Source organism: Rhizobium sp. AG207R (assembly GCF_027109195.1).
GTDB lineage: Bacteria > Pseudomonadota > Alphaproteobacteria > Rhizobiales > Rhizobiaceae > Rhizobium > Rhizobium dioscoreae.
On record NZ_JAEPVT010000012.1, the window covers coordinates 13758 to 26778 of the forward strand.

The 13021-nt window shown below is 59.9% G+C and carries 13 protein-coding genes; 9 read left to right on the forward strand and 4 right to left on the reverse strand.

The features are described 5' to 3' along the window. Positions 1-164: 164 nt before the first annotated feature. Positions 165-2078, reverse strand: a complete 1914-nt coding sequence (locus tag JJQ51_RS25670) for a hypothetical protein (protein WP_113395823.1) — start codon at positions 2076-2078, stop codon at positions 165-167. A 230-nt stretch (positions 2079-2308) separates the two neighbouring features. Between JJQ51_RS25670 and JJQ51_RS25675 the strand changes: the two genes are divergently transcribed. The 6 genes from JJQ51_RS25675 (at position 2309) to JJQ51_RS25700 (ending at position 5732) form a co-directional block, all read left to right on the forward strand. Further along, positions 2309-3325, forward strand: coding sequence for a ketopantoate reductase family protein (locus JJQ51_RS25675; protein ID WP_113352693.1), 1017 nt, complete (start codon positions 2309-2311; stop codon positions 3323-3325). A gap of 78 nt (positions 3326-3403) precedes the next feature. Beyond that, positions 3404-3733 carry a hypothetical protein gene (locus JJQ51_RS25680; protein ID WP_162750796.1) on the forward strand — a complete coding sequence of 110 codons (330 nt, stop codon included), beginning with the start codon at positions 3404-3406 and terminating at the stop codon, positions 3731-3733. Positions 3734-3745: 12 nt separating this feature from the next. After that, complete coding sequence (gene dapA, locus JJQ51_RS25685) at positions 3746-4687, forward strand: 4-hydroxy-tetrahydrodipicolinate synthase (RefSeq protein WP_113352662.1); 942 nt, start codon at positions 3746-3748, stop codon at positions 4685-4687. A 144-nt stretch (positions 4688-4831) separates the two neighbouring features. Next, a complete protein-coding gene (locus JJQ51_RS25690; RefSeq protein WP_145651006.1) occupies positions 4832-5026 on the forward strand; it encodes a hypothetical protein in 195 nt (64 codons plus the stop codon). 32 nt (positions 5027-5058) lie between these two features. Continuing rightward, positions 5059-5328, forward strand: a complete 270-nt coding sequence (locus JJQ51_RS25695) for a hypothetical protein (protein WP_113352664.1) — start codon at positions 5059-5061, stop codon at positions 5326-5328. A 95-nt stretch (positions 5329-5423) separates the two neighbouring features. Continuing rightward, positions 5424-5732, forward strand: a complete 309-nt coding sequence (locus JJQ51_RS25700; protein WP_113333532.1) for a DUF1883 domain-containing protein — start codon at positions 5424-5426, stop codon at positions 5730-5732. Between the two features lie 32 nt (positions 5733-5764). Here JJQ51_RS25700 and JJQ51_RS25705 read toward each other — a convergent pair whose 3' ends face one another. Together JJQ51_RS25705 and JJQ51_RS25710 are read right to left on the reverse strand one after the other, a co-directional pair. Beyond that, positions 5765-7081, reverse strand: coding sequence for a replication-associated recombination protein A (locus tag JJQ51_RS25705; protein WP_112341028.1), 1317 nt, complete (start codon positions 7079-7081; stop codon positions 5765-5767). After that, a complete protein-coding gene (locus tag JJQ51_RS25710; protein WP_113333533.1) occupies positions 7078-8481 on the reverse strand; it encodes a DegQ family serine endoprotease in 1404 nt (467 codons plus the stop codon). The genes JJQ51_RS25705 and JJQ51_RS25710 overlap by 4 nt, the downstream gene beginning before the upstream one ends. A 174-nt stretch (positions 8482-8655) precedes the next feature. On the opposite strand from JJQ51_RS25710, the gene JJQ51_RS25715 reads away from it, so the two are divergent. After that, positions 8656-9003 (forward strand): lysozyme inhibitor LprI family protein, encoded by a 348-nt coding sequence (locus JJQ51_RS25715; RefSeq protein WP_113352666.1) that lies wholly within the window; start codon positions 8656-8658, stop codon positions 9001-9003. Between the two features lie 211 nt (positions 9004-9214). On the opposite strand, the gene ilvD is transcribed toward JJQ51_RS25715, so the two are convergent. Further along, complete coding sequence (gene ilvD / locus JJQ51_RS25720; protein ID WP_113352667.1) at positions 9215-11053, reverse strand: dihydroxy-acid dehydratase; 1839 nt, start codon at positions 11051-11053, stop codon at positions 9215-9217. A 338-nt stretch (positions 11054-11391) separates the two neighbouring features. Here ilvD and msrP point away from each other — a divergent pair, with 338 nt between their 5' ends. Beyond that, complete coding sequence (gene msrP / locus JJQ51_RS25725) at positions 11392-12342, forward strand: protein-methionine-sulfoxide reductase catalytic subunit MsrP (RefSeq protein WP_113352668.1); 951 nt, start codon at positions 11392-11394, stop codon at positions 12340-12342. Continuing rightward, entirely contained in the window at positions 12339-12995 is a 657-nt protein-coding gene (gene msrQ / locus JJQ51_RS25730) for a protein-methionine-sulfoxide reductase heme-binding subunit MsrQ (protein ID WP_113333536.1), read from the forward strand. Before msrP ends, msrQ begins: the two co-directional genes overlap by 4 nt. Positions 12996-13021 lie beyond the last annotated feature (26 nt).

A 13021-nucleotide genomic window follows, 5' to 3' on the forward strand; every position in this document is an offset into this window, starting at 1 on the left:
TAGAAAGGACAATTGAGAAATCGATACCGCACTGGTTGTCCACGGTCCAGAGCGATATGGCAGAGGTTAGGATGCGATTGTGGTAAAGACTAGCCCGACCCTGTGTCGATCGGAAAACACTGACGTGAGTAAGGACGACGCTTACACCCGATGGCGGACTGCTGCTATGCCATGGTCACGTTCGGGATTGCCTTCCAGAAACCTGCCCGGCGCAGCCCTTCCCGATAGATGTCACGCTGCCATTGCTCCTTGAACGGCACGACGGAAAGCCATCGATCAACATCGAAATCCGGGTTGGTTCTTTGGACGCGCCGAACGAAAAAGCCTGCCTTTTCCTCATGCCCGAGCATCGCCCAGCTGGCCGCGGAAATCCTGTCCGCCAGGCATGCATTCGCCATTCGGCCGATATAATCGAGGGCAGCTTCGAAGCGACCGAGCGTATAGCTCGCCACGGAAGCAGTCCAAAGATAGGTATCGGGGCTTACCGGATTGAGCGCCATGGCGCTTTCAATCTTCGTCAGCGCCAGATCCGGCCGGGACGCATGAAGCAAAGCCTCTGCATGGTCGGCAATGATGCCGGCATGGCCCGGATTAAGGGCTTCAGCCAGTTTCAAGGCCTCGATGCTCTCCTCACTCGCCTTCCGGAAGACCTTCGTCATGCCAAGCTCGCGATAGCCGTCGGCGATATCGCGCCGCGCTGCGATGGCCTGCATCGCATAGCTTTCCGCCTCGTCCAGCAAGGCCGCATCGCCACCGAAGGTCAGTACCCATTCTTTGGAGTAGGTGCGGGCCATTGAGCTCAAGGCAGGCGCGAAGTGGCCGCCGATGCGCAGCGCCATCTCAAGCTCCCCACGCGCCCTCTGCAGATCGGGTACGGAGAGGCGCTCGATGTAACGCTTGCCGGCGAGATAGCGCTGATAGGCCGCTGGATTTTCCTCGAAATGCGACCTCATCATCTCCCGCCTTTCGATCTGCCCTGCAAGCGACAGCACGATATGACGTGCGACCGCCTGTCTCCGCTCTTCGGGCGAGGATTGTCCGAGGCTGGTGCGCTCGGCCCAGATGATTTCATCGCTTGCGGCGTCGACCAGTTGCGAAAACAGCAGCGGTCCGTTGTCGCGAAGGCTAAGCCGCATCTCGAGAAGGTAGGAGCGATCCCATTGGTCGAAAGTTGCAACGGCACGTTCCCCAGCCCTGCCAACCCGGACCGCCGTGTAACGATCCGCAATCTGAAGACTGTCCAGCGCGCAGAAACCGATTGTGATATCGTTCACGAGGGATGAGGCATCATAATCTTTCCCTTGACCCTCCGTGGAAGGCAGGAGCAGGAGGGGTATCTTCACCCTCGCTCGCGCAGCTGAAATCCGTTCATGGTGGGCATCCCCGGCTCGAATTTCCGAAGCATATTCCCGCTGCGCCGACCATGAGGCCAGCAGCGCGGCACGCTGCGCGAAAATCTGCCTGAAGTGCTCCACCTCACCTTCCGCATCGAATATCCGCAACAGGATGCGATGAATATCGCGATCTTCGGGATCTATACCAAAGACCAGGAGTGCCGCCTCTCTCACCAGAGCGACGTCCGCCATACCATTGGCTTCGGCGGCAGCGGCATTCAGCGCCGCCTTCAGTGCCGACAGATGCCTGCCGCTTTGCGCCTCCCGCCAATGAAAGAAAACCGCGCTCTGGCAATCTGTACCCTGCAGGAACTCCGCCGCGAGCGTCCTCACCAGCGATTGCAATCTTACAAAGATCGGTCTGCCATCATCCGTGCGCGCGAACCAGAGATCGGAGGTGGTTGGAGGCGCGTCGAGTTCGACGGCTGTCTCGCTGAAACGCAGAAATGATCTCCCGAGTGCTTCCTGACGAACCCTGACACGCGAAACCAGCTTGCGCAGATTGACCTGCGCACTGCCATTGTCGTCTCCCCACAAAAACCGGGCGATCGCGCTGCGCGACGCGCGCGACGTTGGTTCCAGCATCAGATAGACCAGGATCAACAGACCCTTTTCGGGAAAGGCGACCTCGTGACCATCGCCGTCCAAAAGCTTCAAACCGCCAAATGTATGGAGTGAAAACATAATCTGTTCACAAAATCCGGGTGAAGCAGCGACGGCTGAGAAGGTATTTCCTTTACCTGTTAACCCCATTCGCGCTTGGACGAGTATGGTGAAATTTCGATAAGGCTGTAGTGTGTCGGAAGGTCTGGCGATTTTCAATTCCAATTGCCGACAATCTGATAAACCACTCGCTGAATCACGGGCTCGCCATATCTTGGCAGAGCATGCGACTTCTTTCGGAGCATCAAATCATGACGCCCTCTCCCTTCAAGAACATCTGTGTCTACGGCGCCGGCGCACTCGGCGGGGCGATCGCGGCCAAGCTCGCCTCCGCCAAAGAAGCGCAGACCAGGATTTCCGTCGTAGCGCGCGGAGCCCATCTGGAGGCCATTCGCGCAGGCGGCATAAGCCTGTGGGAGGCGGATGCGGATAGTCCCCTCGTCGCGCAGATGACCGCAACGGCCGATGCTGGCGAACTTCCGCCGCAGGATCTTGTCATCACCGGCCTCAAAGGCCATCAGCTTGCGGCAGCTGTCCCCGGCATTGCGAAACTGCTGCATTCGGGCACCCGCGTCGTCATGATCCTCAACGGCGTTCCATGGTGGTATTTCCACCGGGACCGTCAAAGCGGCCATGCCGAGTACCAGATGGAAGAGCTCGATCCGAACGGCGATCTCTGGCGCCTGATCGGGCCGGAGCGCGTCATCGGCTGCGTTGCCTATCAGGGAGCGGAAGTCGTCGCACCCGGCGAGGTCAAGCTCGCCAACAACGGACATTTTATTCTTGGCGAACCTTCCGGCGAGACGACGGGCGATATCGAAGCCATCGCAGCACTGCTGCAGCGGGCCGGCGTCAATGTCTCGATTTCCTCGCGCATACGCGACGATATCTGGAGCAAGCTCATGGGCAACGCCGCCTTCAATCCAATCAGTGCGCTGACCCGCGGTTTGATGTCCGATATCATGGACGATCCTGCGCTTGCGACCATGGTCGGCCAAGTGATGAGCGAGGTAAAAGCCGTTGCCGAGGCTTTGGGATCGAACATCGCCATGTCCGTGGCGGAACGTCTTGAGCGTTCCCGTCAGATCGGACCCGTACGCACCTCGATGCTGCAGGATCTGCTTGCCGGCAAGGCGCTGGAAATCACGCCTCTCGTTGGTGTGGTCGTTTCGCTCGGAAAGCTCGTAAATGTGCCGACACCGGTCTCGGCGACGATCCTAGCGCTGGTGACGCAGCTCGACCGCAAGAACCGGCAAGGCGCCGAGTAAGCGGCGGCAGACTACACCAGATAATTTTTCGATGCTCCGGCAGCGGTCCGCAGACCAGTCTCCGGAGGAACTCCGGGCATGTCGGTTCTTTATATTTCACTTACGCCTTCGTCCTTGGCCCCGAATGGATTTCCTATGGGAGCCAGCGTTACGCTTACGGTGGAATATGGAGACAATCCCATGCTCGACATGCACGCCCCCAATCTTACGGAATCCATCCGCGTCCTCGTTCACAACAGCGACGAGAAGCATCATCGTGTTGCGGCATCAGCAGCAACAACGAAAAGATCACGCAAGCGCCCGCTTCATTCGCGCCAGGTCCGGGAAAAGCGCACCTTTCAGGCGATGTTCGCCTTCGGGCTGCTGCTCGGCGCCCTCGAGCTGTACATCGTGCTGCATTACCTCTGAGATCTCACAGAAATGACTAGACCGACTTTTCAAAGGCGCATCGGCGGTGCGATCACCGCGCTTGTGACGCCTTTCCGCGACGGCGTTTTCGATGGCGTCGACATGATGGCCCATATCGAGTGGCAGCTGCTAAGCGGGATCGATGGGCTTCTCGTCTGTTCGCTGATTGGCGAAGGCCCGACGTTGACTGAGGCCGAGCGCATTCGTGCCATCGAAATCTGCATCGAACTTTCGGAAGACAAGGTGCCCGTCATCGTCGCGACCGGAACCAACGACACGAAGACGACCCTGGAGGAAACGATACAGGCACAGCGCCTTGGCGCCGATGCGGCCTTCGTGACGGTCCCCTATTATTCCAAGCCGACGCAGAAGGGAATCATCCACCATTTCGAGCAGCTGGCGGCGCAGACCGAACTGCCGATCATCGTGCATAACCAGCCATCGCATACCGCAGTCGATCTCGCTCCCGCAACCGTCGCGCGGCTCGCCGAAATTCGAGGGATTATCGGGATCGCCGATAGCAGTAGCGACATCTCGCGCGTCGACCTCTGGCGCCCCCTTCTGCCGGAGCGGTTCGGCCTGTTTACCTCGAATGACGCCAGCGCATTCGGCTTTACGGCCGCAGGCGGTCATGGCTGCTTCTCGGGTGCGGCCAATATCGTTCCGCGGCTCTTTCAATCGATGCAGCATTCGGCTGCCTGCGGCAATGTCGGCGCGGCACAATCCATCGACGAGCGGTTGCAGCCATTGTTCAGCGCGCTCGCCCGCGAAAGCGAGCCGGCGACGGTCAAGCACGCCCTGTCACTGGTGAGAGATATCGAGGCGGAAGTTCGCCTGCCATTGGTCCGCGTCGGCACAGAGACGGCTGCGGCCATCCAGGCGGCAATCACCCCGTTTCAACTCGACGGCAGCGGCCGGTTCGCCTCGCGTCATGGCTATCGCCTGGGATTGTGAAATCGCCGCATCCCTATGAGATTTTTATATTTTTGCCGCTTCAGGCAAATGGAAAACCTAGCAACTCCCCCATAGATTCAACAGCGTAGCACCGGAAATGGTCTTATCGGACCCATGGTGCTGGTGGCACTGAAAGGAACTATGATGTCACGCTACAGGCATGTCGGCCTATCCGCCGACCCTCTCCAACGCCCTCGTGCCGCCGTGTTTGCGCGCAACGAGCGGCTCTTCTCTTCGGACGCATTGCTGGACGGAATTCGCTCCGTCGCTCCGCGCCTCGGACTTGTCCTTCTGATCGCTGCCGCTCTGCAAATGGCGCTGTATCTGACCGGACACTGAGTAAAATCGAAGAGATCCAAGAGGAAATAACAATGGCAAACGCACAGCATATTCAGCGGCGCTCGGCTCACAGCACGATTTCCCCGGCTCCGGCCCGCTTCATCATCGGCCGCGACCGCCGCGGCAGCTGGATCGTTCAGGACCGGCAAGGCCTTGTCGGCGGCCTGTTCCGCAATGAAGCAGCCGCCCTGCACTTCGCAGCTGAAGAATGCAACCACAATCCGGCTGATATCTGCCTGGCGCCCGAAGGTGCTGTCCTCGATCTGGACAGCTTCGTCCAAGCCGCTTCCAATCTGCACTGAATTGACCCTTGGCAGGCTTCGACAGCATCTCGCCGAACGCTTCCTTAACCGCCCTTAGGTAAGCTTTCGGCCAGATATCCAAAGAACAGAAAGCCATGTCGAAGCCTGCCTTCCGCTACAGCCACTACGATCTCGGGGAACAGCGCGCCGGAACGGTGATCGAAATCACGCTCTCGGCCGTTGCCAATGTCAGGCTGATGAACGGCTCGAATTTCGAGCGCTTCACCGAAACGCTGAAGCATCAGTTTCTCGGCGGTGTCGCCAAGAAATCGCCGATACGGCTGGTCATTCCGGAGGCCGGCCATTGGCATCTGGTGGTCGATATGGAAGGTCATAAGAGCCTGGCGGAATCGAGCGTCAAAATGGTGGACAGGGTAACCGTTCCACGCATGCAAAAAGCATAGCGGCAATCCGTCACCGTCAGGTGATATATGGACTAGCGTTCACCGCGTTCCTTGCGCAGCTTCGACCACCAGTCCAGCCGCTTGCGGATCTCACGCTCGAAACCCCGCTCCGGCGGATCGTAGAAGGTCTGGCGACCCATCTTCTCCGGAAAGTAATTCTGGCCTGAAAAGGCATCTGGCTCGTCGTGATCGTAGCGATAACCATCGCCATAGCCTTCGGTACGCATCAGCTTGGTCGGTGCATTCAGAATGTGCTTGGGCGGTAGAAGCGAGCCGTTCTGCTTGGCGGCCTGGGTCGCGGCCTTGAAGGCCGTGTAGACGGCATTGGATTTCGGGGCGGTAGCGAGATAGACGCAGGCCTGGGCCAGCGCCAGCTCACCTTCCGGCGACCCCAGATAATCATAGGCGTCCTTAGCAGCATTACAGATGACAAGCGCCTGCGGATCGGCAAGACCGATATCCTCCACCGCCATGCGCACCAGTCGGCGTCCAAGATAGAGCGGATCCTCGCCGGCATCGAACATACGGGCGAGATAGTAGAGAGCGGCATCGGGGTCGGAACCGCGGACAGATTTATGCAACGCCGATATCAGATTGTAGTGACCGTCCTGCGCCTTGTCATAGACGGGCGCGCGGCGCTGGACAATTTTGACCAGCATGTCGGGATCGAAAAGCTCGTCCTTGCGGGCAGCACGCCAGACTTCTTCCGCCAGCGTCAGCACCGAGCGGCCATCGCCGTCGGCCATGCGGATCAGGCTGGCGCGAGCATCCTCCGTCAGCGGCAGCGGCTTGCCTTCCACCGTTTCGGCGCGGCGCAGCAGTTCTTCCAGGCTTTCCTCATCATGCGAACGGAATGTCAGAACGCGGGCCCGGGAAAGAAGAGCGGCGTTGAGTTCGAAGGATGGATTTTCCGTGGTTGCGCCAACGAGAATGACGGTGCCGTCTTCCATAACGGGCAAGAAGCTATCCTGTTGGGCGCGATTGAAGCGATGGATCTCGTCAACAAACAGCAGGGTCTGGCGGCCATCCATTCGCCGCAACCTTGCCGCCTCGAACACCTTCTTCAGATCGGCGACACCGGAGAAAATTGCCGAGATTTGCTCGAAGGCGAGACCCGCCTCGCCCGAAAGCAGTCTTGCAACGGTCGTCTTGCCGGTGCCTGGCGGCCCCCAGAAGATCATCGATCCCAGCGAGCCCGCCTCGATCATCCGGCGCAATACGCCGTCCTCGCCCGTCAGATGTGCCTGACCGGTGACTTCGGCCAATGTTTGCGGCCGCAGACGGTCGGCGAGAGGCCGCTTATTGGCGACCTCCTCCGGTATCCGCGGTGCAAACAGGTCATCGCTCATCGGAAGAACTGCCTGATACGCTGGCCGTCGCGCTCGATCTCGACGCGCCAGAAGCTGGGGTTTGACGTGACGGTCTTCTGAAGGATTTCCGTCGTGTTGATCGCCACCCCATTTATGGAAATGACGATATCGCGGGCGGCAAATCCAAGCCGGTCGGCCGGCGAATTCGGCTTCAGGCTTTCGATGACGACACCCGTGGAATCCGGCGGCATATGCAGGTCATCGGCAACGCGCGGTGAAAGATTGGCAACGGTCGCGCCGGAGAAAGGATTGTTACCCTCGATCACCCGCTCGTCGCGCGGCGTGGATTCGGGGGCGGCGGCGAGCGTCATCGTGGCCTGATGCTCCTTCCCATTGTCGAGCACCGTCAATGCCACTGTCGCACCAAGGCCAGCCGTCGTCAGGCGATAGCCTAGCGCATCGGGATGCTCGATTGAAATGTTATTCAGCGCCGTGATCACCTCACCGGGCTTCAGGCCCGCCTTGGCCGCCGGACCGCCATCGACGACCTTGGTCACCAGCGCACCGCGCACCTTGTCAAGGCCGAGTGCTTCGGCAACATCGGATGTCACCGGCTCGAAGGAGGCGCCGATATAGGGCCGCTCGAAAGACTTGTCGCCACGATCGGCGGCGGCGAGGAAGACCTTGACCAGATTGGCGGGGATGGCGAAGCCGATACCATTGGAGCCGCCGCCCTGGGAGAAGATCGCCGTATTCAGCCCGATCAGCTCGCCGGTCATGTTGACGAGCGCGCCGCCCGAATTGCCGGGGTTGATCGAAGCGTCGGTCTGAATGAAGAAGCCGACCTCGTTCTTGACCTGATTGCGGGCAAGGGCCGAAACGATGCCGCTCGTTACCGTCTGTCCCACGCCGAAGGGATTGCCGATGGCGAGCACGAGATCGCCGACCTCGATGCCATCGGAATTGCCGAGCGGCAGAACCGGGAAAGTCTCATTCTTCGACTGGATCTTCAGGACGGCGAGGTCCACACGATCGTCCTTCAGCACGACCTTGCAGGGAAATTCGCGGCCGTCCGAAAGCGCGATCTTGATGTCGTCAGCGCCGTCGACAACGTGGTTATTGGTGATGACGGTGCCATTTGCCTCCACGATGACGCCGGAGCCCAGCGACGACTGCTTCTCGGTGCGATTCGGCATGCGCTGTCCGAAGAATTGCTCGAAGAAGGGATCGCCGGCAAAGGGGGACTGACGCTGCACGACACGCTCGGCATAGACGTTCACGACAGCGCCCGCCGTCTGTTTGACCAGCGGGGCGAAGGAAAGCTGCATCTGAGTCTGGCTTTGCGGCAGCGTCTTCGCTGTCTGAGCCTCAGCGGAAAGCGGCATCGCCATGACGAGGGCAATCATCGAAACGGCAGTGCGCTTTAGGAGGAGGTGCATGAAATTTCCCTTTTTAATTCTCTTTAAACAACGTTGTAGCGCCCGAAGCTAGAAAGAAAAGGGGGCGGAACCATGAAGCATAAATGGAGTTTTGCAGCGATAAAAAACAGGCTCGCTGAACAAAAACATGCTGTCATGCATTTCGCGTTGGGAATCGTTAAAAGGGAACCAGACATGCGATTGATCCATCTTGCCGCCGCCACTTTTCTCGTCTCTCTGGGTATGGCCGGCACTTCCCGTGCCGCCAGCTTCGATTGCGAGGCGCAGAATCTGAAGCCGGACGAGAAGACGATATGCGACGTTCGCGCTCTCAACGATGCCGATGTGAAAATGGTGACGACCTTCGACCTGCTCTCGGGCCTCCTCGCCATGGGTGCACGGGGCACGATGCAGGACCAGCAGACGGAGTGGCTGAAGAAGCGGCAGGCTTGCGAGGCGGATGTCGCCTGCTTGAAGACGTCCTACGAGGAGCGCCTGAAGGTGCTGAACGACACCTACAAGCAGATCAATCGGCCGCTGTAAGAGTTTGGTTTGAATGGCTTAAAGGTTTTCGCTGGGATGTCCCCTCGCCCCGCCTGCGGGGAGAGGGCTAGGGTGAGGGCCAAGCACAGCGACAGCCAAATTCCGCCGCTGCGATAAAGCTCGAAGGCCCCTCATCCGTCCTCTCGCGGCCGAGCCATGCTCGACCGTTCGAGTCCACCTTCTCCCCGCTGTGCGGGGAGAAGGGGTCTAGTTACTTCCCACCCAGATCGCGAACTGCGCCGCGATCCGCGCTGGTCGCGAATGCAGCATAGGCCTTCAACGCCGTGGTGACGTTGCGCTTGCGCACTTCCGCCGGATGCCAACCCCTAGCATTCTGGGCTTCGCGGCGAGCGGCAAGCTCCTTGTCGTCGACGCGCAGGCTGATGATGCGGTTCGGGATGTCGATGTCGATCATGTCGCCTTCGCGCACCAGACCGATCGTGCCGCCATTGGCCGCTTCCGGAGAAACGTGACCGATCGACAGACCCGAGGTGCCGCCGGAGAAGCGGCCGTCGGTGATCAGCGCGCAGGCCTTGCCAAGGCCTTTCGACTTCAGATAGCTCGTCGGATAGAGCATTTCCTGCATGCCGGGACCGCCCTTCGGGCCTTCGTAGCGGATGACGACGACGTCGCCGGCCTTGATCTCATTGCTGAGAATGCCCTTGACGGCAGCATCCTGGCTTTCGAAGACCTTGGCCGGGCCGGAGAACTTCAGGATCGATTCATCGACACCGGCTGTCTTCACGATGCAGCCATCGAGCGCCAAGTTGCCCTTGAGGACAGCCAAACCGCCATCCTTGGAGAAGGGATGCTCGACGGAGCGGATGACGCCCTTCTCGCGATCGGTATCGAGCTCCTCCCAGCGGGCGTTCTGGCTGAAGGCAACCTGGGTCGGAATGCCGCCCGGAGCCGCGCGGAAGAATTCGCGCACCGTCTCGCTGTTGGTGCGGGTGATGTCCCAGCGATCGATGGCGTCGCCGATGGTCTCGGAATGCACGGTCGGGCAATCGCGGTTGATGAGACCGCCCTTATCGAGCTCGCCGAGGATCGACATGATACCGCCGGCGCGGTGCACGTCTTCCATGTGGACGTCGTTCTTTGCCGGTGCAACCTTGGAGAGGCATGGTACGCGGCGCGACAGCGCATCGATGTCGGCCATGGTGAAATCGACTTCGCCCTCATGCGCGGCCGCCAAGATGTGCAGAACCGTGTTGGTCGAGCCACCCATGGCAATATCGAGCGCCATGGCATTCTCGAAGGCCTGCTTGGAGGCAACGGAACGCGGCAGGATCGATGCATCGTCCTGCTCGTAATAACGGCGGGCGAGATCGACGACCAGATGGCCGGCTTCGACGAAGAGGCGCTTGCGGTCGGCGTGGGTGGCGAGCGTCGAGCCGTTGCCAGGCAGCGATAGGCCGAGCGCTTCGGTCAGGCAGTTCATCGAATTGGCCGTGAACATGCCCGAGCACGAGCCACAGGTCGGACAGGCGGAGCGCTCGATGACCTGAACATCTTCATCGCTGATCTTGTCGTCAGCGGCGGCAACCATGGCGTCGACGAGATCGAGCGCATGCTTCTTGCCGTGCAGGACGACCTTGCCGGCCTCCATCGGGCCGCCGGACACGAAGACCGTCGGAATATTCAGGCGCAGCGAGGCCATCAGCATGCCGGGGGTGATCTTGTCGCAGTTGGAGATGCAGACCATGGCGTCGGCGCAATGCGCATTGACCATATATTCGACGCTGTCGGCGATCAGCTCGCGCGACGGCAGCGAATAGAGCATGCCGTCATGGCCCATGGCGATACCGTCGTCGACGGCGATGGTGTTGAATTCCTTGGCAACACCGCCGGCGGCCTCGATTTCGCGCGCGACCAGCTGGCCGAGATCCTTAAGGTGAACGTGGCCGGGCACGAACTGAGTGAAGGAGTTGACCACCGCAATAATGGGCTTGCCGAAATCGCTGTCCTTCATACCCGTTGCGCGCCAAAGGCCGCGCGCACCGGCCATGTTGCGGCCGTGGGTGGTTGTTCTGGAACGATAAGCTGGCATGGTGTCTTCCTCGTCATCTTGGAAATTGTGCGGCGCCGGGCATCGGCCAAGGGTTTCAGGCCGAAGAGCGCCGGCAACTCCGCTTTTTGGAATTGTCGTAATCCAATCGTGCAGTACTGTCACTATCAACTCAAGCGAATCCGGTACGCCGCCGGGCAAGGGCCACGTCCGGGCAAACAAGTCGCTCGACCAAAGTTGGGAACGAAACAGCCCGATCACAAGCGCACACAAAAAGTTGCTTTCACTTCCAAAGAAATGCCGGCCTAAGAGTGTAACAAAACCTGTGTCCGTTGCGTATCGCTCATATCGAAGCTGCTATCGCATAAAGGAATTGTTCCATGGCCGCCTATCGCCCGCCGAAAATCGCATCCTCCGAGATCACACCCCGCTCGATCTATCTGAAGCGGCGCGAGTTCCTGACGGCGGCCGCGGCCGGTATCGGCGTGGCGGCTATCGGCGGCAAGACGGCGCTGGCCGAAGCCCTGACGGCGACCAAGAGCAATTACACGGTCGATGAGAAGCTGACGCCGCTCAAGGACGTCACCACCTACAACAATTTCTACGAATTCGGCCTCGACAAGTCCGATCCGGCCAGCCTCTCAGGCAAGTTCAAGCCGCGTCCCTGGACGGTCAAGGTCGACGGCATGGTCAACAAGCCCGGCACGTTCGATATCGATGCGCTGATCAAGGAGTTCCCGCCGGAAGAGCGGGTCTATCGCATGCGCTGCGTCGAAGCCTGGTCGATGGTGATCCCATGGGACGGCTTCCAGCTTTCCGCCCTGCTCGACAAGGTGGAGCCGCAGGGCAGCGCCAAATATGTGGCCTTCGAGACTGTCGTGCGGCCGGAAGAAATGCCGGGGCAATCGGGCCTCCTGCAATCTCTCAACTGGCCCTATGTCGAGGGGCTGCGCCTGGACGAGGCGCGCAATCCGCTGACGCTGCTTGCCGTCGGCCTCTATGGCGAGACCCTGCCGAACCAGAACGGCGCGCCGATCCGGCTCGTCGTGCCGTGGAAATATGGCTTCAAGGGCATCAAGTCGATCGTGCGCATCACGCTCACCGACAAGCAGCCGCTGAATACATGGCAGGCGACCAACAGCCAGGAATATGGCTTCTACGCCAACGTCAATCCGGCTGTCGATCATCCGCGCTGGAGCCAGGCGACGGAACGGCGCATCGGCGAAGGCGGCTTCTTCGGCTCCAATCGTCACCCCACCCTGCCCTTCAACGGCTATGCCGATCAGGTTGCCAGCCTCTATAGCGGCATGGATCTCAGGGTGAATTTCTGATGGCCCTCTCCTTCGCTCTCCCAAAACGCTGGCAACCCGCCTCCGTCTGGGCGCTCTACTTTGTCGGACTTTTACCGGCCGCCTGGGAGTTCTATCTCGGGGCGACGGATCAGCTCGGCGCCGACGCGGTGAAGACGTTCGAGCTCTTCCTGGGACTATGGGCGATCCGCTTTCTGCTGCTGACACTTGCTGTCACGCCGCTTCGCGATCTCTTCGGCTGGAACTATCTGCGCTATCGCCGCGCACTCGGTCTGCTCTGCTTCTACTACGCGCTGATGCACCTGACCGTCTATATGGTTCTCGATCAGGCGTTGGACGTGCAGGCCGTCATCGATGACGTATTGAAGCGGCCCTTCATCATGTTCGGCATGGCAGGGCTTGTCATGCTGCTGGCCTTGGCCGTGACGTCGAACAATTTCTCGATCAAGCGTCTCGGCAAGAAATGGATCTGGCTGCATCGCCTCGTCTATATCATCGCCGCCTGCGGTGCTCTGCACTTTGCGCTATCAACTAAGGTCCTCTCGGTGGAGCAGTTCATCTATATCGGCCTGCTGATCGCCATGATCCTATACAGATCCTACCGGCCGATCATGATGGAGAGGCGGCGGGCAGCACGTAGGCCAGCTGCGGCCTCTAGCTCCAGAGCGGCCTGAGGGAGGCCGCTCTCCCTTCAAGCGAA